The following is a 21,185-nucleotide window of genomic DNA, read 5'->3' as shown; positions in this document are numbered from 1 at the left end:
AAAGGTCGCCGGTCTAGCTCGCGCTCGCTTCCTTCGCCGCCGGAGCCCGCGCGTCAACCGGGCGCGGCGCGGGCGGTGCGCTCTGCAGCTGGAACGCCCAGTGATCCCGGCACATGGCTTGCAAATCGTGCTCGGCGCGCCAGCCCAGGAGTTCGGCCGCGAGGCTCGGGTCGGCCAGCGAGACGGCCACGTCGCCCGGCCGGCGATCGACGATCTCGTAGGCGATCGGCCCGCCGCAGGCCTGGGCAAAGGCATCGATGACCTCCAGGACCGTGTAGCCGCGTCCCGTCCCCAGATTGATCCGCCGATGGGACAGTGGCCAGCCTCCGCTGCTCCGCAGGAGCAGGTCGACGGCGCGGACATGCCCCCGGGCCAGGTCGACGACGTGGATGAAGTCGCGCACCCCGGTCCCGTCCCGCGTCTCATAGTCGCCGCCGAACACGCGGACCCGCTCCCGCAGGCCCGCCGCGGTCTGGGCCACATAGGGGAACAGATTGTTCGGGACCCCCCGCGGGTTCTCGCCGATCAGGGCGCTGCGGTGCGCGCCGACCGGATTGAAGTAGCGCAGCGAGATCGCCCGGAAGCCACGCCAGGACGCCGCGACGTCGTCGATCATCTGCTCGATCATGAGCTTCGTGCGGCCATAGGGATTCGTGACGCCGGTGGGCGCGGATTCGTCGATGGGCAGCACCTTGGGAAGCCCATAGACCGTCGCCGAAGAAGAGAACACCAGATGCGGGACCTTGGCCGCCCGCATCCCCTGCATCAACGCGACCGCGCCCAGCAGGTTGTCGTGGAAATAGAGCAGCGGGTCGGCGACCGACTCCCCGACCGCCTTCTTGCCGGCCAGATGGATCACGGCGTCGACGTCATGGGACCTCAGGACATCCTCGACGGTCGCCGGGTCGCGAACGTCGCCCTCGACCAGCGCGACATCGCCGCCCGGCGCGATCCGGGATATCCGCGACAGGACGCGCCGGTCGGAGTTCTCGAAGTTGTCGAGGATGACCACCCTGTATCCGGCCGACAGAAGCTCGACGGCAACGTGCGAGCCGATGTAGCCGGCGCCCCCGGTAGCCAGGATGCAGCGGCGGCGCGGCCCGACTTTTCGATCCACGTGTCCCATGGTTCCCTTCCCTGGCTTGTCACTCGACGGTGACCGATTTGGCGAGGTTGCGCGGCTGGTCGACGTCGGTCCCGCGTGCGACGGCCGCGTGATAGGCCAGGAGCTGGATGGCCACGGCGTAGGCAAAGGGCTGGATCAGCGGATCGCAGCGGGGCATCGCCACCGAGCGCCAGGCTTCGTCGCCCAGCTCCGCACGGGCCTCCGCGTCGCCGATGACGGCCACCCGGCCCTTGCGCGCCGCCACCTCGCGGATGTTCGACAGCGACTTCTCCAGCAGGTCGCCCGAGGGCAGCAGCGCGATCACCGGCGTTGCCTCGTCCACGAGCGCGATCGGCCCGTGCTTGATCTCGCCGGCCGCGTAGCCCTCGGCGTGGATGTAGGTGATCTCCTTGAGCTTCAGCGCGCCTTCGAGCGCGATCGGGTACATCAGGCCGCGTCCGAGGAAGAGGGCGCTGGTCGCCGTCGCGATCTCGCGGGCCAGGGCCGCAAAGCGATCCTCCTGCGCGATCGTCTCGGCCATGAGCCGCGGCACGCGCGAGAGCGTCTCGATCGCGTCCCGTTCCCCGTCCGCGTCGATCGCGCCGCGCTCCCGCGCGACCATGACCGAGAAGGCGGCCAGACCCATCAGTTGCGCGGTGAAGGCCTTGGTCGAGGCCACGCCGATCTCGGGCCCGGCATGTGTCGCCAGCGCCAGGTCGGCCTCGCGCGCGATGGTCGAGGTGGTGACGTTCACGAGCCCGAGCGTCGTCTGTCCTGCCGCCCTGGCATAACGCAGCGCGCCCAGCGTGTCGGCCGTCTCCCCGGACTGGCTGATCACCAGCGTCACGCCGCCCGTCGGGAGCGGCGGCTCGCGGTAGCGGAACTCCGAGGCGATCTCGATCTCCACCGGCAGGCGGGCGATCCTCTCCAGCCAGATCTTGGCGACGTGGCCAGCCAGATGCGCCGTTCCGCAGGCGACGATGGTCAGCCGCGGGACGGACCGCCAGTCGATCGTCTCGGCAGGCGACGCGATCCGGCTGCGGTCGTTCGATGTCCAGGCCCCGAAGGCACGCGCCACCACCATCGGCTGCTCGTGGATCTCCTTGGCCATGAAATGCTGGTGCTGGCCCTTGTCGGCGACGATGCTGTCCGGCGCGATCCTCTGCACCGGCCGCTCGGCCCGTGCGCCATCGGCCGCGTGGATGCGCACGCCCTGGCGCGTGACCACCGCCCAGTCTCCTTCTTCGAGGTAGCAGATCCGGTCGGTCAGGGGCCCCAGGGCGATGGCGTCCGAGCCCACGTAGGTCTCGCCTTCGCCGAACCCGATCACGAGCGGCGAGCCGCGGCGAGCGCAGATCAGCAGGTCGGGCGCCCCCTCGAACAGGAAGCAGAGTGCATAGGCGCCCCGCAGGCGCGCGATCGTGGCGGCAGCGGCGTCCTCGGGCTCCAGGCCGCGCCGGAGCATGGAGGCGCAAAGGGTCGCGACCACCTCCGTGTCGGTGTCGGACTCGAAGCTCGCGCCCTCCCGCGCCAACTCCGACTTCAGCTCCCGGTAGTTCTCAATGATTCCGTTGTGGACCACGCAGACCGGCCCCGAACGGTGCGGGTGCGCATTGGCCTCGCTTGGCCGGCCATGGGTGGCCCAGCGGGTGTGGCCGATCCCGCTGCTGCCAGGGAGAGGACTCTGGCCCAGGAGGTCGGCCAGGGCCGCGAGCTTGCCCAGCGCGCGCCGCCGGTCGAGCCGCCCTGCGTCGACCGCCGCCACGCCGGCGCTGTCGTAGCCGCGGTATTCGAGCCGCCGCAGCGCATCCACGAGGATCGGAGCGGCCGGTCGCTCGTTCGCGAGGACGCCGATGATTCCGCACATGGTCCTTGTCTCCTCTCCGGGTCGGCTACGCCGAGAGCCGCACGGCCGGGTCGGCGACCCCCCTGAGGATCGCCGGCACGCCGACCAGCGCCGCCCCGATCTCGTCGGCCATCCGCGCCAGCAGGTCCGCGTCCTCGCCCTCGGCCATGATCCGGATGACCGGTTCGGTCCCGGATGGGCGCACAAGGATCCGGCCGGATGCGCCAAGCTCGGATTTCGCGGCATCGATCGCGCGACGCACGCGTTCCTGGTCGAGCGGGCGAGCCCCGTCAGCCACCCGGACGTTGCGCAGCACCTGCGGCAGGGGCTTGAAACGGGCCAGCGACTTCGAGGCGGTCTGGCCGGACCTCCGCATGGCGGCCAGCGCCTGCAGGGCCGCGATCAGCCCGTCGCCGGTCGTGGTGTGGTCCGACAGGATGATGTGGCCGGACTGCTCGCCGCCGACATTCGCGCCCAGCCGGCGCATCTCCTCGACGACGTAGCGGTCGCCGACCTTCGTGCGATGGAGGCTGATCCCGAGGCCCGCCAGATGGCGTTCGAGGCCAATGTTGGACATCACCGTTGCGACGACCGTGCGGCCGGCCAGCGCTCCGCGCGCCAGGGCCTCCTCCGCGATCGCCGCCATGAGCTGGTCGCCGTCGATGACGCGCCCGGTCTCGTCGATCAGGTGTACCCGGTCCGCGTCGCCGTCCAGGGCGATGCCTAGGTCCGCCCCGTGCATTCGCACCGCCTCGCAGGCGGCCTCGGGCGCGGTCGAGCCGCAGGCCTCGTTGATGTTAAGGCCGTCGGGGGCGGTGCCGACCTCGATGACCTCGGCGCCCAGTTCCCAGATCAGCCGGGGCGCGACGCGGTAGGCCGCGCCGTTGGCCGCATCGATCACGACCTTCAGCCCGTCAAGCCGCAGGTCGCGCGGGATCGTCCGCTTGGCGAACTCGATGTACCGGTCGCCAGCGCCGTCGATCCGCTGGGCGCGCCCGATCCGCGACGGTTCGGCCATGGCCGGGCTCAACTGGAGCCCGGCCTCGATGGCGGCCTCGTCCTCGTCCGAGAGCTTGTATCCGTCCGGGCCGAAGAGCTTGATGCCATTGTCCGAGTAGACGTTGTGGGAAGCCGAGATCATCACGCCGGCATCGGCGCGCATGGATCGGGTCAGCATCCCGATGGCAGGCGTCGGCAGAGGCCCGGTCAGGACCACGTCCATGCCGGCGGCGGTGAAGCCCGCCACGAGGGCGTTCTCGATCATGTAGCCCGAGATGCGGGTATCCTTGCCGATGACGACGGTGTGGCGGCGGTCGGATCGCGTGAAGTGAAGCCCCGCGATCTGACCGAGCCGGAGCGCCAGTTCCGCAGTCATCGGCCAGGAATTGGCGCGTCCCCTGACTCCATCGGTTCCGAAGATCCTCATCATGACCGATACCCTCGCCTTAACCATTGAACAGGAGCGGCCGGCGCCCTTTCAACGGCGCGGACCACCAGCAGGACGGCGCCGGAACGCCCCGGAGCGGTGAACGATGGATGAAGAAACCCACCCGGAGCCGACGCACGACGGTTCGCCGCGCCTGTCGCCGGTCCTTCGCCGGCTGTCGGAATATCGGAAGGATTCGCCCCCACGGCTTTGCCCCCAGGGCCACAGTCGGCCACGGCATGCGAGAACGGCAACGATCCTTGCGAATGGCTGACCCAAAGAGTCCGGGGGAACGGCCCTGTCTTTGATCACCGCAATACGCCCGGACCGTGGCCGCGCAGGGCAGGGGACCCGCGTCGCCGTCGGTCCGTCCGGGGCCGCGCCGGTGCCGTCGGGCTGTCCGATAGGTCAGCCCTGACGGTCGGCTACGCTCCGAAAGGCCGGGACTGCCGCTCAGATGCCTCGTCCGGAAGAGTGGGGGCGCCCCGCTGTTCGGTTCTTTCGTTCAGCCTCCCTCAAGGTCCGTTGCCGCGTCCGATCCCCTTGGGGGACTGTCGCTGGGAGGCATGCTTCGGGGGAGAGCCGCCATGTCGACTGTCATCACCATCATCGACGGCGTGCTCGGAGCCGAGGAGTGGCCCGCGGCGGACCTGCTTCATGACAGCGCGCCCGGCGACACCCCCGGCTACCGGCTGTATGGCGCCGCCGAGCCGGCGGCCTCGGGCGACCGCTTCGTGCTGGCGATCGAGAGCGAGCTTGTGCCCACGGCCGGCGCGATCGGGCCCGGCACCACCTTCTGGCTCGACACCGACCTGAACCTCGACACCGGGTACAAGGTCTTCGGGGCCTACGGGACGGAATACAACATCGATTTCAGCCTTGGAGCCGACGGCCAGCTTTTCGCCGGGCTCTACACCGGCGCCGCGGGCGAGACCCTGGTCGCGCCCCTCACCTTCGCCGTCGCCCCGGACGGGTCGGTGCTCGAAGTGGAACTGCCAGCGTCCCTTCTGAATGGCGGCCCGCGTGCGATCCGCGTCTTCGCCGACGTGAACAACCAGACTTTCCTGCCCGACCCCTATCCCGGGAACTTCGTGGTCCAGCCGGAACTGCCCGCGACCGGCGATCCGCAGGTCCGGATCGGGATCGTGTATTCCGAGACCACGGCGGCCAACTACTACAACATCACGAACTACGGCCAGTTGTTCATGGCGGCCCAGAACCAGGCGATGCAGGCCGGCATTCCCTTCGATCTCCTGACCGAAGCCGACCTCAGCGATCCCGCGAACCTCGCCAAGTACGATGCGCTGGTGTTCCCCGGCTTCAGCCACGTCAAGGCGAGCCAGGCCGACGCGATCGCGGCCAGCCTCGCGGCGGCGCAGAACGCCTACGGGCTGGGCCTGATCGTCGCCGGCAACTTCCTGACCAACAGCGAGACGGGAGCCGCGCTGGCCGGCGACTCCTATGCGCGCATGAAATCCCTCCTGGGAGTCACCCTCGAGGACTTCGGGCAGACGCAGGGCATCCGGCTGCTCGCGAACGGCGAGACCCATCCGATTCTGGACGGCTACGCGCAGGGGCAGGTCGTCGGCCAGTACACCAACGCCTCCTACCTCGACTTCAGGGATCTGACAGGGGCGGGCCGGACGCTGTTCGACCAGGTGCTTACCGACGCGACCGGCGGCCAGATCACGCGGGACGCCGTGATCGCCAACGAACTCAGGGGGCGCAACGTCCATTTCGCCACCGACGCCATCCTCGGCAACAACAACATCCTGGGCGAGGCCATCGACTGGGCAGCGGGCCGGACCACGCCCGACGTGTCGCTGGCGATGACGCGCGGATCGTCGATCTTCTATGCGCGCAACGACATGGACCAGTCGCAGGAAACCTTCGACGTCAGCGTCCTAGAGCCCGGCATCTACGACGCGATGCTGCCGATCATCGAGAAGTGGTACCAGGACTGGGGCTTCGTGGGGTCCTACTACATCAACGTCGGGGCCAACCCGCCGGACCAGACCACCGACTGGGCGGTGTCGAAGCCCTACTACGACCGCATCCTGGCGCTCGAGAGCGAGATCGGTTCCCATTCCTACACCCACCCGGAGGACACGAACCTTCTCCTGCCCGACACGCCCGAGATCCTGGCGCTGGTCCAGCGGGTGGATCCGCGCAACCCGGACGCCGTCGATCCCTGGACCCTGACGCCGGCCGAGCAGGACCTGCTCTTCAAGTCCTACCGCTTCCAGTTCGAGACCTCGAAGCTCATCATCGAGGCCAGGCTCGGCCTCGACGTGGTCGGCGCGGCGGTGCCCGGCGCGCCCGAGAGCATCGACACCACGCGCGAGATCATCAAGTACTACGACTACCTGTCGGGGGGCTATTCCGGCATCGGCGCCGGCTATCCGGGCGCCTTCGGCTTCGTGACGCCGGGCGAGACCAGCCAGGTCTACCTCGCCCCGAACATGAGCTTCGACTTCTCGCTGATCGGGTTCAAACGGATGACGCCCGAGCAGGCGACCGAATACTGGCTCAAGGAATACGAGAGCATCACCAAGAACGGAACGGCGCCGATCATCTCCTTTCCCTGGCACGACTATGGTCCGACGAACTGGGAAGACGGCAACCCGGACATCACCTACACGCTCGCGATGTTCGAGACCCTGATCGGCCGGGCGGCCGCGGACGGGGCCGAGTTCGTCACCGGGGCGGACCTGGCGGCCCGCATCCGGAGCTTCGCGTCGAGCACCCTCGTCACCTCGCGATCCGGCGACGTGGTCACCGCCACGGTCGGCAGCGCCAGTTCCGGGCACTTCGCGCTCGACATGGGAAAGGAAGGCAGGATCGCGAGCGTCGAAGGCTGGTACGCCTACGACGACGATTCCGTGTTCCTTCCCAGGTCGGGCGGCACGTTCAAGGTCAGCCTCGGCCCGACCCCCGCGGATGTCACCCACATCAACCACATCGGCCAGCGCAACGAACTGATCTCAGTAACGGGCGATGGAACCGCGCTCGGCTTCACCCTTGTCGGCCGCAGCGACGTCCACATCGACATGAAGGGCGAGACCGATCAGCGGGTGTCGGTCACGGGGGCCGACACGGCCCGCATCGCGACCGACGGCGACCTGATCGTCGGCTTCAACGCCGTCGGCACCAAGAACGTGGCCGTGAACGTCCTGGCGAGCACCGGCGTTCTCAACGGCACGGCGGGAAACGACATCCTGCTCGGCGGCTCGGGCAGCGACCAGATGAACGGCCTGGGAGGAAACGACCTCCTCGTCGGGAACGGCGGCAATGACGCGCTGGACGGGGGTGCGGGCGACGACCGCCTGGACGGCAACGCGGGTAGCGACCGTCTGACCGGCGCGGGCGGCGCCGACCGGCTGACGGGGGGCGCAGGCGTCGACGAGCTCATCGGCGGCCTCGGGGACGACGTCTACGTGCTGAGCGGTTCGGACTCGGCCGACGACACGATCACCGAGATCGCCGGCCAGGGCATCGACACCGTCGAGGTCGATGCGGACTACACGCTCGGCACTTACCTCGACAACCTGGTCCTTACCGGGGCGGCCAACCTCCGGGGGATCGGGAACGGATTCGCCAACCGGATCAGCGGCAACGACGGCGACAACGTGCTGGACGGCCTTGTAGGCGCCGACATCATGAATGGCGGCCTCGGGAACGACATCTACCACGTCGACAACATCGGCGACCGCGCCGACGAGGCCCTGAACGCGGGGGTGGACGAGATCCGCACCTCGCGGGCGGCCCTCAACATCAGCACCAACGGCATGATCAATGTCGAGAACCTGACCTACCTGGGCACGGCCGGCTTTTCAGGGACTGGAAACGCCCTGGACAACGCCCTCACGGGCGGGGCTGGCGCCGACACCTTGACGGGTGGGGCCGGCAACGACCTCTTGGCCGGCCAGGATGGGGCCGACTCGCTGGACGGCGGAACCGGCGACGACCGGATGGAGGGCGGCAGCGGTGACGACACCTATATCGTCGCCCAAGCCGGGGATCAGGTGGTCGAAGACGCGGCCGGCGGAACCGACACCGTGCGCAGCGCGATCAGCGTCGAGCTGGCCGCCAACGTGGAGAACCTGGTCCTGACCGGCGGGGCATCCCTGACCGGCACCGGCAATGCGCTCGACAACGCGATCACCGGCAATGGTGGCGCCAACACCCTGGACGGCGGCAGCGGCGCAGACGTTCTCGCCGGCCTTGGCGGCAACGACACCTACGTGGTGGATAATGCGGCCGACACCGTCGTCGAGGTGGCCGGGGCCGGAGTCGACACCGTGCGCACCTTGCTGGCGGCCTTCAGCCTCGCAGGTGTGGCGAATGTCGACCACCTGACCTTCATCGGCTCGGGCAACTTCACCGGAACGGGCAACGCCTTGATCAATACCCTGACCGGAGGCGGCGGCAACGACTTGCTGGATGGCGGTTTAGGGAGGGACCGGCTGATCGGGGGCGCCGGGGATGACACCTATGTCATCGAGATCGCCACCGAAGCGATCATCGAGGCCGTGGGCGCGGGACGCGACACCGTCGTCAGCTCGGCCAGCTACAGCCTCGCCGCCAACCTAGAGGACCTGATCCTCGTCGGGGCCGTGAACGGCACAGGCAACAGCTTGGTCAACGTCCTCACCGGCTCGGACCTGAGCAACACCATCCGCGGCAGCGGCGGGAACGACACCCTTTCCGGCGGCGGCGGCGACGATAATCTGGACGGCCAGACGGGCAACGACCGCGTCGCTGGCGAGGCGGGCAACGACATCCTCAATGCGGCCTCGGGGAACGACGTCTTCGTCTTCGCCGACGGGTTCGGCAATGACGTGGTGAACTCGTTCGACTTCAACCCGACCGGCGGCCAGGACCTCCTCGACCTCACTGCCTTCGACCTTTCGGCCGCGACCTTCGGCTCGCAGGTGCAGATCGCCGATCTTGGCGCGGACATCCTCGTCACCATCGGCGGCGACCCCGGCCAGACCATCCGGCTGGTCGGCGCCCAGCTCGCCGGCAACATCACCGCGCAGGACTTCCTCCTGTGACGCGGGGCTTCGGAAACCGAGGCAGGGAAAACGGGGCGCGGCCTAGCCCGTGGCCTGCGCCTCCCGGAACGAGACCAGGCGTCGCGCGTGCTCGTCCCACAGGACCAGCTTCACGCCCCGGAAGCTCTCCATCAGGGTGATGCGCCCGATGTCGCGAAGCTCCGGGTGGTCCTCCAGGACCTGCGGCAGGCGGTAGAACGGCACCCTGCTCGACAGGTGATGGACGTGGTGGATGCCGATGTTGCCGGTGAACCAGTGCAGCACCGCGGGCAGATCGTAGTGCGAGCTGCCGTGCAGGGCGGCGTGCTGGAAGTTCCAGTCCGGGGGCCTGGACCAGTGCGTCTCGTCGAACTGGTGCTGGACGTAGAAGAGCCAGACCCCGGCCGTCGCGGCCATCAGCGTGATCGGCACCTGCACCAGCAGGAAAGGAACCACGCCCATCCACCACATCAGGGCCGCCGTCGGCACGGCGAAGGCGAAGCTCGTGGCCAGCGTGGAGGCCCAGGGCTGCACGCCGGCCCGCATCAGGCCGATGGGCAGCCGATGCTGGCAGATGAAGAGATAGGCGGGCCCAAGCCCGAACATCACCAGCGGATGGCGGTACATGCGATAGCGGACCCGGCCTCCCCATGTAAGGGCGCGGTACTCGGCAACGGTCAGGGTGAGGATGTCCCCGATTCCGCGCTTGTCGAGATTGCCCGCCGAAGCGTGATGAATGGCATGGGTGCGTCGCCAGTAGTCGTAGGGCGTGAGCGTGAGGACCCCGAGCGCCCGCCCGATCCAGTCGTTCGCCCGACGTCCGGGGAACAGGGCGCCATGGCCGCAGTCGTGCTGGAGGACGAACAGGCGCACCAGGAACCCCGCCGCGGGCACCGTCAGCGCGAGGCCCCACCAGTGGCCGTTCAGGACGGCCAGGGCGGTCAGCGCCCATAGCGCGACGAAGGGCACCACCGTGACCACGATCTCGAAGATGCTGCGCCAGGCGCTCGCCCGGTGATAGCGGGCCAGCGTCTTGGGCCAGCTGTGGCTGTCGGCGGTCGGGCGGGACGATTCAGGGCTCATCGGCGGGTTCCAGGCGGGATCGGGGGAGCGAAGGCACGTCCCCGGTCGTCGCGGGGCCGCGCCATTGGGCCACATGGGGCCCGAAGCGGACAGGACCACTCCTGTGCGCCTCGAAAGGCGGACTTCGCGAAGACGAGGTCGGCTTGGAGCGAGGCCGGTTCCGGGGGGCCGCATGCCGAGCGGCCCCCTGGATGTTGTCTGCACGGAAGGTGCCGCGCGCGGCCGCTGTTCCTTGCGGAAAAAAGGCCGCTCGCCACGAGGGGAGCGGCCCGTTGCGGTCCGTGTCCGGACCGGCGTTCTGGCTTAGGCCAGTTGAAGGTTCGTCGCCGATTCACGGCCGTCGCGGCCGGATTCGATGTCGAAGGTGACCTTCTGGTCATCCCGCAGGCCCGTCAGGCCCGCCCGCTCGACGGCGGAGATGTGGACGAACACGTCCTTCTTGCCGCCATCGGGGGCGATGAAGCCGAAGCCCTTGGTGGCGTTGAACCATTTTACGGTGCCGGTGGCCATCGTGATGTCTCCTGTCAGATCGCTGCCCGCAGCGTGCGGCAGCCCGGCTCGGTCAGTGTCGCAACGAAGAAACTGAAGCCGGTGAGGGAGACAGCGGATCGAGGGATAGCAACGTTCGCAAGGGACACATGGGGGCGGAGCGGCTTGAATGCAAGCGGAATCGGGGATGACGGAATGTCGTGGCCCCTCGCTTCAGTGTCCTAGTAATTCCGTGGCCAGCGTGGGACTTGCGCGGATTTCCGGCAAAGGCCCTCGTTGGGGCGCCGCAGCGTCCACATGTCTGTGGGCGTCGCCGGGCCTCCTCTTTGCGGGCGCCACGATGGCGGGTCCTCGACGGATCATGCGACGAGATGCCACGCCGGGAGCAATCGCCCGAGCCGGAAGCGGCAAGGCCGACCAGCCTCGGCTGAGGCGGGGACGCACGGACGGCGAGCCCCATCGGCCGTGTCAACTTCAGGCCAAGGTCAGCCGGGCGGTTCGACCCGCACGCCGAGGTCGAGACGTCGCTTGACCTGATTACTCCTTCCAGCCTGGGAACGATCGGACCGGGAGTTCGGCCGCGAGCGAAAGGTCGCCAAGGCCCATTCATCCGCCAATGGTCGTGAGCGGACGGTTTCGGAAATGCCCTGCGCGGTGCCGATCAATCGGATGCGATCATAACCCTCCGGCCCGAACGGCCGGAGTCCGGGTTCCCGAAGGATCGCGCGCCAGGAGCATCTGGCATGGGCCTGTCAAACCCGACCAGTGGGCCGGCGCCCGCGGTGATCGCCTTCCGAGTCCTAAGATGGGGCAGACACTGAACCGGAGGCGCTGGGGTCTCCCTTGGAGGCCGATGCAGCGCCCGACGTATCACTGGGCAGCCCCTTGCCGGTCACCACCTCCTATCCTATCTCCATCCCAGTGGATGGTGAGGAGATGGCAAAGTGACGGACAATGTTCGCGAGCTGCGGCCGCGCCTGCCCGAAAGCGAGAAGATCACGATCAACCTGGGCTATGTCGACCTGGGCCAGATCGACCTGCTTGTGCGGGAGGGCTTCTACTCCAACCGCACCGACTTCATCCGCACGGCCATCCGCAACCAGCTTGACCGGCACACCGACGCCGTGCGCCAATCGGTGGCCCGTCACCAGCTCGACCTCGGCCTGCGGCATTACACCCGCGCCGACCTCGAGAAGGTCAGGGCCGCCGGCGAGACCCTGCACATCCAGGTGCTCGGCCTGGCCGTCATCGCGGCCGACGTGCCTCCCGAACTGGCGCAAGAAACCATCGCCTCCATCCATGTGCTGGGGGCCCTTTCCGCGCCGCCCGCGATCAAGGCGGCGCTGGCCGACCGCATCCGCTGAAGTCGGGGGCCCGGCAATCGGGTCCGTGACCTTTTCCCCCTTCACCGAAGGGAATGTCCCCGCTCGGCCCACGGCCCGAGCCCGAAGGAGCCTGCCTCATGCCCCGCCTGTCCCGGATCGACATGACCGAAGCCACCCGCCTGACCCGCGAGGGGCGCCTCCAAGAGGCCATGGCCCTCCTGCAGGGCGCCAGCCCGGCACTTGCCACGCCGCCCCGACATGGGAAGGGGCCGACGGCTCGGTCATCCGTGCCCCCGATCGACATGGAGCCGCCGTCGGCGGGGTCCGGCGGGGCCTGGACCGCGCCCTTCGCTTCGGCGTCCTCGCGCGATCCTGAATCCGCCCGCACCTCGGGTGACGTGCCGAACATCCTGCGCGGCCTCCGGGACCGGCTGGCGGGCCTGGGCGACCTCCGTGCCGGGGCGGAAGGGCCGTTCGGTTCCTTCGGAACCGCTCAGCCCCCCAGCCAGCCGGACGGCGCCCGCTTCGAGGAGCACGTCTACGCCAATGCGGCCGGCAGCCGGCCCTACAAGCTCTATGTTCCTTCCACCCTCGACGACAGCCCGAGGCCGCTGGTCGTCATGCTGCATGGCTGCACCCAGTCGCCCGACGATTTTGCCGCCGGGACGCGGATGAACGAGTTGGCCGAGGAGTTCGGCCTCCTTGTCGCCTATCCGGCGCAGACGCAGGCGGCGAATATGTCCCGGTGCTGGAACTGGTTCAATGCCGCCGACCAGCAGCGCGACCGGGGCGAACCCTCGCTGATCGCCGGTATCACCCGGACCATCATGGAGCGTCACCCCGTCGACCCCGCGCGCGTCTACGTCGCCGGCCTGTCCGCCGGGGGCGCCAAGGCGGCTATCATGGCCGCCACCTATCCCGACCTTTATGCCGCCGTGGGCGTCCACTCTGGCCTGGCTTGTGGTGCCGCCCGCGACATGGGCTCGGCCTTCGCGGCGATGAGGCAGGGCGGCGCGACCCCGGACCCGCTGGCCCGCCCGGATGGAGAGCGCGCGCCGACCATCGTGTTCCACGGCGACCGGGACAGGACCGTCCATCCGGTCAACGGCGATCAGGTCGCGGCCCAGGCCACGGCGGGGACGCGGCACCGGATCGAGGTCAGCCGCGGGCGCTCCTCCGGCGGGATGGATTTCACCCGCACCATCCACCACGACGAGGCCGGTCTCGGCAGGCTGGAGCAGTGGGTCCTGCACGGCGCCGGCCATGCCTGGTCGGGCGGCAGTCCGGCCGGCTCCTACACGGACCCGCGCGGCCCCGACGCAAGCCGCGAGATGCTGCGCTTCTTCCTGACGCACGAGTCGGCGCGGCCGTCCCGCCGCTGACCTTCAGGGTCCAGCGAAGGCCCCGCGCCTCGACCGGCCCTGTCGGGCATCTTGGACAGGCTCGCCGGACAAGAAGGCCGAGGCCACCTGCTCCCTGACGCCTCACGGAAGCCATCAGCTCCGTCCGATCGGGCTCGGCGCGCCGCGCGTGCGGGCGTCCCTGCTCCGTTCGGCGTCGCCGATTCGGTCGGCCCGCGCGGGTGGCGCAGGGCCTCACCCGAACGAGATCTGGGCCGCCAGGGTCCGCAGCCGGGCCACGACCTGCGGCACCGTCTCTCCTTCGTGCGGCGCGGGGCGGCCGATGAACGGGCATGTCAGGACGGCGAAGGCCTCGCCCCGGGCTGTCAGGACCGGCACGGAGATGTCCTGCACGCCCAGGAGCTGGCCGCTCTCCCCGATGCGGCAGCCCTGCGCGCGCGTGGCGGCCAGCCTGTCCTCCAGCGCCGCGACCTCCGTCCCGATCCCGGTGGCGCCCCAGAGCGCCAGCGTCTCGGCGCGGCGGGCGGGGTCCTGGAAGGCCAGCAGGGTCTGGCCCGACCCCGTCTCGATCAGGCCGAGCCGGGCCCCGACCCGGACCCGGAACTCCCAGACCTCGACGGGGCTGGCCTGGGCGATGACAAGCGCCGCGCCCTGGTCCGGGACGGCCAGATGACACGATTGCAGCGCCTCGCGCGCGAAGGCATCCATCAGCGGCTGCGCCTGCGCCACGAGCCGGCGCAGCGGCGGATGCCCCATGGCCAGCACGAAGAGCTTCATGGTCAGCGCATAGCGGTCGCCTCCGGCTGTCCGGGCGACGAAGTTCCGGGCCACCAGCCGCTCCAGCATCCGGTAGATCTCCGACGGGCTTCGCCCCATGGCCTTGACGATCTCGGCCCGCGTCAGCCCCTCGGACTGCCCGGCCAGCAGCTCGAGGATGTCGAGGCCCTTGTCCAGGGCAGGCGCCCGGTAGCGGTCCGGCGCGGCATCGGGGGATCTCTCCATGGTCATCCGAAGGCTCCGCTGCGTCCTGGAACGGGCGTGTCCGGCCAAGGGCCGACCTGCCCTGGGCCCGTCACGCCGCTTGACGGACTTTCACATATGGATAGGGTATTCAAAAATGAACAAGACGCCAAGGGAGGGGTGGGCTTGCGCCTGGAAGGGAAAAGGGTCCTTGTGACCGCGGCCGGACAGGGCATTGGCCGCGCCGGCGCGCTCGCCTGCGCCGCCGAGGGGGCCCATGTCATCGCGACGGACCGTGACCCGACCCTGCTGGACGGCCTGCCCGGCCTGGAGACGCGCGGGCTGGACGTGACCGACGTCCAAGCCATCCACGCGCTGTCCGAGGAGGTCGGCCCGCTCGACGGCCTATTCAACTGCGCGGGCGTGGTTCACACGGACACCGCCCTCACGGTCGAGGACGCCGACTGGGACTTCGCCTTCCAGCTCAACGTCACCGCCACCATGCGGATGATCCGGGCCTTCCTGCCCGGGATGCTCGCGCGGGCCGAGGCCGGGGGAACGGCCTCGATCGTCAACATGGCCTCCATGGCCTCCTCGGTGAAAGGCTTCGCCAACCGGGCGAGCTACGGCGCCAGCAAGGCCGCCGTGATCGGCCTGACCAAGGCCGTCGCCGCCGACTTCGTGACGCGGGGCCTGCGCTGCAACGCGCTCTGCCCCGGCACGGTGGACACGCCTTCGCTGCGGGGCCGCATCGCTGCCGCCGCCGATCCCGCGCAGGCCGAGCGGGACTTCGTCGCCCGCCAGCCCATGGGGCGGCTGGCGACGGTCGACGACATCGCGCCGATGGTGGTCTACCTCCTGTCGCCCGAAAGCCGCTTCGTGACCGGGCAGGCCGTCCTCGTCGACGGCGGGGTCACGATCTAGACTGTGTCCCGACGACACGGAGGGCTCGGACGCCCTTCGGCCTTTCCCGACCCACCCCTTCGGAGTTGCGGCATGACTGACCTGGTCCGGATGACGTCCATCGAGAAATCCTTTCCCGGCGTCCATGCCCTCCGGTCCGCCCGCTTCGACCTGCGGGCCGGCGAGGTCCACGCCCTGATGGGCGAGAACGGCGCAGGCAAGTCCACGCTCATGAAGATCCTCTCGGGCCTCTACCAGCCCGACGGCGGCACCATCGAGATCGACGGCCGGGCGCAGGCCATCCTCTCGCCCCGCGCGGCGCAGCAGCTCGGCATCGGCATCATCCATCAGGAGCTGAGCCTGATGAACGACCTCACGGTCGCGCAGAACATCTTCATCGGGCGCGAGCCGCGCAAGCGCTTCGGGCGGCTGGACGAGGCCGCGCTGAACCGCATGACAGCCGAGATCTTCGCCCGTATGAACCTGTCGCTCGATCCCGCCACGCTGGTGGGCGACCTGACCATCGCCCGGCAGCAGATGGTCGAGATCGCCAAGGCCCTGTCGTTCCGCTCGCGCGTGCTCATCATGGACGAGCCCACCGCCGCCTTGAACACCGCCGAGATCGAGGAACTCTTCCTCATCATCGGCCAGCTCCGGGCCGAGGGCGTGGGGGTCGTCTACATCAGCCACAAGATGGACGAGATCAAGCGCATCTCGGACCGGGTGACGGTGATGCGCGACGGCGCCTTCGTGGGCACCGTGGGGGCCGCCGAGACGCCCATCGGAACGATCATCGCCATGATGGTCGGACGCGAGCTGTCCAGCGAAGGGGTAAGCATCCCGGACCTGGATGGGGCCGAGGTCGCGCTGGAGGTCCGGGGCCTGCGCCGCGGGCGCGAGATCCGGGACGTCAGCTTCTCGGTCCGCAAGGGCGAGATCCTGGGCTTCGCCGGGCTGATGGGCGCCGGCCGCACCGAGGTCGCGCGGGCCGTCTTCGGCGCCGATCCCTTCGAGGCCGGCGAGATCCGGGTGCATGGCCGGCCGGTCCGCATCCGCAGCCCGGTCGACGCCGTCGCGGCGGGCATCGGCTACCTGTCCGAGGACCGCAAGCGCTTCGGCCTCGCCCTGGGCATGGACGTGCGCGCCAACGTCGGCATGGCGAGCCTCGACCGGTTCGCCGGCCGGACGGGCACGCTGGACGAGGCCGCCCTGGAACAGACAGCGCGGGGCTACATCCAGCAGCTCGGCATCCGCACGCCCTCGGACCGGCAGGAGGTGCGTCTCCTGTCGGGGGGCAACCAGCAGAAGGTTGTCATCGCCAAGTGGCTCCTGCGCGACTGCGACATCCTCATCTTCGACGAGCCCACCCGCGGCATCGACGTGGGCGCCAAGAGCGAGATCTACCGCCTCCTCAACAGCCTCGCCCAGCAGGGGCGGGCGGTGATCGTGATCTCCTCCGAACTGCCCGAGATCCTGCGCCTGAGCCACCGCATCGCCGTGATGTGCGAAGGCCGCCTGACCGGTATCCTGCCCGGAGGCGCCGGGACCACCCAGGAGGACATCATGCGCCTGGCCACCCAGCGCGACGCCGTCATGGCGCCCGCCCACGCCGGATAGGGAGACACGAATGAGCAGCCTCGACACCGCCTCGTCCGCATCGCCCGCCGCACGGGCCCTGCGCTCGCGCGCGCACCAGAAGCTCTGGGCCTTCGCGAGCCTCATCGTCCTCGTGGTCGGCTTCTCGCTGGCCTCGCCCAACTTCCTCCAGATGACCAACATCATCGCCATCCTGCAGGCGACCTCGGTGAACGGGGTCCTGGCCATCGCGGCGACGCTGGTCATCATCACCGGGGGGATCGACCTGTCGGTGGGGACGCTGATGACCTTCACCGCCGTGATCGCGGGTGTGGTCCTGACCTATGCGGGGCTGCCCTTGCCCTTCGGCGTCGTGGCGGCGCTGGCCACCGGCGCCTTCTGCGGCTTCTGCTCGGGCACCGCGATCGCCAAGCTCAAGATCCCGCCCTTCATCGCGACGCTGGGCATGATGCTGATCCTCAAGGGCCTGTCGCTGGTGATCTCGGGCACCAAGCCCATCTACTTCAACGACACGCCCAGCTTTCCCGTCATCGCCAACGGCTCGCTCATCGGCGCGCTGGTTCCGGGCCTGCCCATCCCCAACGGCGTGCTGATCCTCTTCGTGGTGGCCGCCGCCGCCAGCTACATCCTGGGCCGCACGGTGCTGGGGCGCTACTGCTTCGCCCTGGGCTCCAACGAGGAAAGCGTGCGCCTGTCGGGGGTCAACACCGATCGCTGGAAGATCGCGATCTACGCGCTTTCGGGCGGCATCGTGGGCATCGCGGGGCTCCTGATCGCCTCGCGCCTGAACTCGGCCCAGCCGGCGCTGGGGCAGGGCTACGAACTGGAGGCCATCGCGGCCGTCGTGATCGGCGGCACCTCGCTCGCGGGCGGGCGCGGGACCATCCTGGGCACCCTGATCGGCGCGCTGATCATGGCGGTGCTGACCAACGGCCTGCGCATCCTGTCGGTCGCGCAGGAATGGCAGACGGTCGTGACCGGGGCCATCATCATCCTGGCCGTCTATGCCGACATGGCGCGCAAGCGCCGTGCCTGAAGAAGAGGCCGCCAAGGCCCGCAGGACCCTGACCACGTGAACACCAGAGGAGGAATCATGTTCACCAGACGCACGACCCTGGGCGCGCTCGGCGCCCTAGCCCTGACCACCACCGGCTCGGTCGCCTTCGCACAGGACGCGATGTCCGTCGCGCTTATCTCCAAGGGCTTCCAGCACCAGTTCTGGCAGGCCGTGAAGGCCGGGGCCGACCAGGCCGCCCAGGAACTGGGCGTCGAGGTCACCTTCGAGGGCCCCGACAACGAGACCATGGTCGACCGCCAGATCGACATGCTCTCGGCGGCGCTGGCCCGCAATCCCGACGCCATCGGCTTCGCCGCGCTCGACAGCCAGGCGGCGATCCCGCTGCTGCGGCAGGCGCAGGATGCCAGCATCCCGATCATCGCCTTCGACTCGGGCGTGGACAGCGACATCCCCGTGTCGACCGCCGCGACCGACAACCTGGCCGCCGCCGCCCTGGCGGCCGACAAGATGGCCGAGCTGATCGGCGGCGAGGGCCAGGTCGCCGTCGTGGCGCACGACCAGACCAGCCGCACCGGCATCGACCGCGTGGACGGCTTCGTGAACCGGATGGCCGAGGCCCATCCGAACATCGAGATCGTCACCGTCCAGTACGGCGGCGGCGACCAGCTCCAGTCGACCGAGCTGACCAAGTCGATCCTCGCGGGCAACCCCGAGCTCGACGGCATCTTCGGCGCGAACGAAGGCTCGGCCATCGGGGTGGTCAACGGCGTCCGCGAGATGAACGCCCAGAACATCACCGTCATCGGCTTCGACTCGGGCACCCAGCAGAAAGAGGCGATCCGCAGCGGCCTGATGGCGGGCGCGATCACGCAGAACCCGGTCGGCATCGGCTACGAGACGGTCCGCGCGGCCGTGGCCGCCGCCAAGGGCGAGACGGTGGAGCCGGTCATCGATACCGGCTTCTACTGGTACGACGCGACCAACATGGAAGAGCCCGAGATCGCCGCGGTGCTCTACGACTGACGAGCCCGGCCGGGGCGCCCTGATGCGTCCCGGCCGCCCGCGCTCAGGCCGGCGGCCCGCCAAGCTGGTCGAGATACCGCCGGATCTGCACCGCCTCGGCGGCGGTCCGGGCCAGCGCGATCGCGCGGCCGTAGGCCTCGCGCGCCTCGGCTCCGCGCCCGAGCCGCTGGAGCAGGTGGCCCCGGACCCCATGAAAGTAGAAGTACCCGCCCAAAGCGGGGGCCAGCGGCTCGACGTGCGCCAGCGCGGGCCCAGGCCCCTCCACCCGCGACAGGGCGACCGCCCGGTTCAGCTCGACCACCGGCGACGGCACCAGATGCGCGAGCTTCTCGTAGAGCGCGGCCACCTGCGGCCAATCGGTCGCCTCGACGCTGGGCGCGCGGGCGTGGAGCGCGGCGATGGCCGCCTCGACCTGGAACCGCCCCGGCCGGCGCAGCCGCAACGCCCGCGCCACGAGCACCAGTCCCTCGCCGATCCGTTCGCGGTCCCACAGGCCACGGTCCTGCTCCTCCAGGAGCACGGGCCCGCCCTCCGCGTCGAACCGGGCCCCGGCGCGGGCGTGCTGGAGCAGCAGCAGCGCCAGCAGACCCATGACCTCGGGCTCCTCCGGGAACATCCGCAGAAGCAGCCGCGCCAGCCGGATCGCCTCGTCGCAGAGCGCCCCCTTGGCCACCGCCGCCTCCTGCGGGGCGGTGTAGCCTTCGTTGAACAGGAGATAGACCATGGCCAGAACCGCCCCCAGCCGTTCTTCGCGCGCGAGCGGCCCCGGCGCCTCGAAGGGCAGGCCCGCCTGCGTCACCGCCCGCTTGGCGCGGGTCAGGCGCTGCTCCATCGCCGCCTCGCTCACCAGGAAGGCGCGGGCGATCTGCGGCACGCCCAGCCCCGAAACCACGCGCAGCGCCAGCGCCACCTGCTGCGCCGGGGGCAGCTCGCGGTGGCAGCAGACGAAGAGAAGCCGCAGGAGGTCGTCGGCATAGTCGGCCTCCTCGCGCCGGGCCTGGATCTCGTCCTCGACCTCGGGGCCTTCGACCGCCAGCTCCTCGGGCAGACCAGTCTCGCGCGTCCGCCTGCGCAGGCCGTCGACCCCCGCGTTCCGGCCGACGGTCACCAGCCAGCCCGTCGGGTTGCGGGGGGGCCCCCGCTCGGGCCAATTCTTCAATGCCCGCAGGCAGGCGGTCTGGACGGCCTCCTCGGCCAGGTCCAGGTCGCGGAAATGGCCCAGGAGCACCCCCAGCGCCGCCGGCCGGGCGGTGGCCAGGACGGGGCCGATCCACTGCGGGTCGAGGGTCATCAGGGGGCCTCCGGGCAAAAGGGGGCGCCGGGCCGAACCCGGCGTCCAAGGGCGGGTCAGGCGTTCCGCGCCTCGAGTTCCTCGCGCAGCCGGTCCTCGCGCGCGCGCAGCTCGGGCGTCATGGCCTCGCCGAAATCCTCCATCTCGAAGAACGGGCGGATCTCGATGTCCGAGGGGCCCATCTGCGGGTTGGGGCAGCGCCTGGCCCATTCGACCGCCTCCTCCATCGAGGCGACGTTCCAGATCCAGAAGCCCGCCACCAGTTCCTTGGTCTCGGCGAAGGGGCCGTCGATCACCGTGCGGTTCGCCCCGTCGAAATGGATGCGGACTCCGCGCGAGCTGGGCTGCAGCCCGTCCCCCGAAACCATCACCCCGGCCTTCACCAGCTCCTCGTTGTAGTCCGTCATGGCCGCGATCAGCTCCTCCGAGGGCATCTCGCCCGCCTCGCTGTGCTTGTCGGCCTTCACCATCACCATCACGCGCATGTCGTCTCTCCTCTGCTGATGCCTTCCTGACGGACAGGGACCCGGAGATCCGACACCTGGGTCAAGATTTTTTTCGCCGGTCCCGGCGACGCAGGAGCCGGGCGGGTTGTCCCTGGCCACAGGCCCGCGCCGGACCAGGCGAACGGCCGCTCCCGCAGTTCCGGGGGTGCTGCGCGACATGAGGGACCACCGCGCGGTGGTGTCACGTTTCGTTAACCCGGCTCCCGCAGCATGAAGG

15 protein-coding genes are annotated in these 21,185 nt (G+C 69.7%); 7 read left to right on the top strand and 8 right to left on the bottom strand.

Annotated elements, in window-relative coordinates; all coding sequences use genetic code 11:
• Window positions 1–13 precede the first annotated feature (13 nt).
• From galE to glmM, 3 genes are read right to left on the bottom strand one after another with little or no spacing between them, the layout of a single operon-like run.
• On the bottom strand, window positions 14–1,126 hold the full coding sequence (galE, locus tag FHG71_RS02290) for a UDP-glucose 4-epimerase GalE (RefSeq protein WP_139079967.1): 1,113 nt from the start codon (window positions 1,124–1,126) through the stop codon (window positions 14–16).
• Window positions 1,127–1,145: 19 nt separating this feature from the next.
• Window positions 1,146–2,972, bottom strand: coding sequence for a glutamine--fructose-6-phosphate transaminase (isomerizing) (glmS, locus tag FHG71_RS02285; RefSeq protein ID WP_139079966.1), 1,827 nt, complete (start codon window positions 2,970–2,972; stop codon window positions 1,146–1,148).
• Between the two features lie 25 nt (window positions 2,973–2,997).
• Window positions 2,998–4,380, bottom strand: coding sequence for a phosphoglucosamine mutase (gene glmM, locus FHG71_RS02280; RefSeq protein WP_218014008.1), 1,383 nt, complete (start codon window positions 4,378–4,380; stop codon window positions 2,998–3,000).
• Between the two features lie 584 nt (window positions 4,381–4,964).
• On the opposite strand from glmM, the gene FHG71_RS02275 reads away from it, so the two are divergent.
• Window positions 4,965–9,434 carry a hypothetical protein gene (locus FHG71_RS02275; protein ID WP_176559242.1) on the top strand — a complete coding sequence of 1,490 codons (4,470 nt, stop codon included), beginning with the start codon at window positions 4,965–4,967 and terminating at the stop codon, window positions 9,432–9,434.
• 42 nt (window positions 9,435–9,476) lie between these two features.
• Here FHG71_RS02275 and FHG71_RS02270 read toward each other — a convergent pair whose 3' ends face one another.
• The gene (locus tag FHG71_RS02270; protein WP_139079963.1) at window positions 9,477–10,496 is read right to left on the bottom strand and encodes a fatty acid desaturase; all 1,020 of its coding nucleotides are present in this window, start codon (window positions 10,494–10,496) and stop codon (window positions 9,477–9,479) included.
• Between the two features lie 303 nt (window positions 10,497–10,799).
• Entirely contained in the window at window positions 10,800–11,006 is a 207-nt protein-coding gene (locus FHG71_RS02265) for a cold-shock protein (protein WP_139079962.1), read from the bottom strand.
• A 923-nt stretch (window positions 11,007–11,929) separates the two neighbouring features.
• On the opposite strand from FHG71_RS02265, the gene FHG71_RS02260 reads away from it, so the two are divergent.
• A complete protein-coding gene (locus FHG71_RS02260) occupies window positions 11,930–12,349 on the top strand; it encodes a CopG family transcriptional regulator (protein ID WP_139079961.1) in 420 nt (139 codons plus the stop codon).
• Between the two features lie 98 nt (window positions 12,350–12,447).
• The gene (locus tag FHG71_RS02255; RefSeq protein WP_139079960.1) at window positions 12,448–13,692 is read left to right on the top strand and encodes an extracellular catalytic domain type 1 short-chain-length polyhydroxyalkanoate depolymerase; all 1,245 of its coding nucleotides are present in this window, start codon (window positions 12,448–12,450) and stop codon (window positions 13,690–13,692) included.
• Window positions 13,693–13,905: 213 nt separating this feature from the next.
• On the opposite strand, the gene FHG71_RS02250 is transcribed toward FHG71_RS02255, so the two are convergent.
• Entirely contained in the window at window positions 13,906–14,679 is a 774-nt protein-coding gene (locus FHG71_RS02250) for an IclR family transcriptional regulator (protein WP_218014007.1), read from the bottom strand.
• Between the two features lie 90 nt (window positions 14,680–14,769).
• Between FHG71_RS02250 and FHG71_RS02245 the strand changes: the two genes are divergently transcribed.
• The 4 genes from FHG71_RS02245 to FHG71_RS02230 all read left to right on the top strand — a co-directional run bounded on the left by FHG71_RS02245 (window position 14,770) and on the right by FHG71_RS02230 (window position 19,171).
• Window positions 14,770–15,555, top strand: coding sequence for an SDR family oxidoreductase (locus tag FHG71_RS02245; protein ID WP_218014006.1), 786 nt, complete (start codon window positions 14,770–14,772; stop codon window positions 15,553–15,555).
• A gap of 72 nt (window positions 15,556–15,627) precedes the next feature.
• The gene (locus FHG71_RS02240; RefSeq protein ID WP_139079958.1) at window positions 15,628–17,151 is read left to right on the top strand and encodes a sugar ABC transporter ATP-binding protein; all 1,524 of its coding nucleotides are present in this window, start codon (window positions 15,628–15,630) and stop codon (window positions 17,149–17,151) included.
• Between the two features lie 10 nt (window positions 17,152–17,161).
• A complete protein-coding gene (locus tag FHG71_RS02235) occupies window positions 17,162–18,166 on the top strand; it encodes an ABC transporter permease (protein ID WP_139079957.1) in 1,005 nt (334 codons plus the stop codon).
• A 57-nt stretch (window positions 18,167–18,223) separates the two neighbouring features.
• The gene (locus FHG71_RS02230; RefSeq protein ID WP_139079956.1) at window positions 18,224–19,171 is read left to right on the top strand and encodes an ABC transporter substrate-binding protein; all 948 of its coding nucleotides are present in this window, start codon (window positions 18,224–18,226) and stop codon (window positions 19,169–19,171) included.
• A 43-nt stretch (window positions 19,172–19,214) separates the two neighbouring features.
• Here the strand turns inward: FHG71_RS02230 and FHG71_RS02225 are convergent, their stop codons facing one another.
• Entirely contained in the window at window positions 19,215–20,462 is a 1,248-nt protein-coding gene (locus FHG71_RS02225) for an RNA polymerase sigma factor (RefSeq protein WP_139079955.1), read from the bottom strand.
• Between the two features lie 56 nt (window positions 20,463–20,518).
• A complete protein-coding gene (locus FHG71_RS02220; protein WP_139079954.1) occupies window positions 20,519–20,947 on the bottom strand; it encodes a YciI family protein in 429 nt (142 codons plus the stop codon).
• Window positions 20,948–21,185 lie beyond the last annotated feature (238 nt).

This window comes from Rubellimicrobium roseum (genome assembly GCF_006152145.1).
In the GTDB taxonomy this organism is placed as follows: domain Bacteria; phylum Pseudomonadota; class Alphaproteobacteria; order Rhodobacterales; family Rhodobacteraceae; genus Rubellimicrobium; species Rubellimicrobium roseum.
The sequence above is the reverse complement of the archived record's forward strand: the minus strand, read 5'-3'. Positions and strand labels throughout refer to the sequence as shown.

Excerpts from the sequence above, each read along its gene's own strand:
- galE (WP_139079967.1), bottom strand. The coding sequence starts at position 1,126 with ATGGGACACGTGGATCGAAAAGTCGGGCCGCGCCGCCGCTGCATCCTG.
- glmS (WP_139079966.1), bottom strand. The coding sequence starts at position 2,972 with ATGTGCGGAATCATCGGCGTCCTCGCGAACGAGCGACCGGCCGCTCCG.
- glmM (WP_218014008.1), bottom strand. The coding sequence starts at position 4,380 with ATGATGAGGATCTTCGGAACCGATGGAGTCAGGGGACGCGCCAATTCC.
- FHG71_RS02275 (WP_176559242.1), top strand. The coding sequence starts at position 4,965 with ATGTCGACTGTCATCACCATCATCGACGGCGTGCTCGGAGCCGAGGAG.
- FHG71_RS02270 (WP_139079963.1), bottom strand. The coding sequence starts at position 10,496 with ATGAGCCCTGAATCGTCCCGCCCGACCGCCGACAGCCACAGCTGGCCC.
- FHG71_RS02265 (WP_139079962.1), bottom strand. The coding sequence starts at position 11,006 with ATGGCCACCGGCACCGTAAAATGGTTCAACGCCACCAAGGGCTTCGGC.
- FHG71_RS02255 (WP_139079960.1), top strand. The coding sequence starts at position 12,448 with ATGCCCCGCCTGTCCCGGATCGACATGACCGAAGCCACCCGCCTGACC.
- FHG71_RS02250 (WP_218014007.1), bottom strand. The coding sequence starts at position 14,679 with ATGACCATGGAGAGATCCCCCGATGCCGCGCCGGACCGCTACCGGGCG.
- FHG71_RS02245 (WP_218014006.1), top strand. The coding sequence starts at position 14,770 with ATGGATAGGGTATTCAAAAATGAACAAGACGCCAAGGGAGGGGTGGGC.
- FHG71_RS02240 (WP_139079958.1), top strand. The coding sequence starts at position 15,628 with ATGACTGACCTGGTCCGGATGACGTCCATCGAGAAATCCTTTCCCGGC.
- FHG71_RS02235 (WP_139079957.1), top strand. The coding sequence starts at position 17,162 with ATGAGCAGCCTCGACACCGCCTCGTCCGCATCGCCCGCCGCACGGGCC.
- FHG71_RS02230 (WP_139079956.1), top strand. The coding sequence starts at position 18,224 with ATGTTCACCAGACGCACGACCCTGGGCGCGCTCGGCGCCCTAGCCCTG.
- FHG71_RS02225 (WP_139079955.1), bottom strand. The coding sequence starts at position 20,462 with ATGACCCTCGACCCGCAGTGGATCGGCCCCGTCCTGGCCACCGCCCGG.
- FHG71_RS02220 (WP_139079954.1), bottom strand. The coding sequence starts at position 20,947 with ATGCGCGTGATGGTGATGGTGAAGGCCGACAAGCACAGCGAGGCGGGC.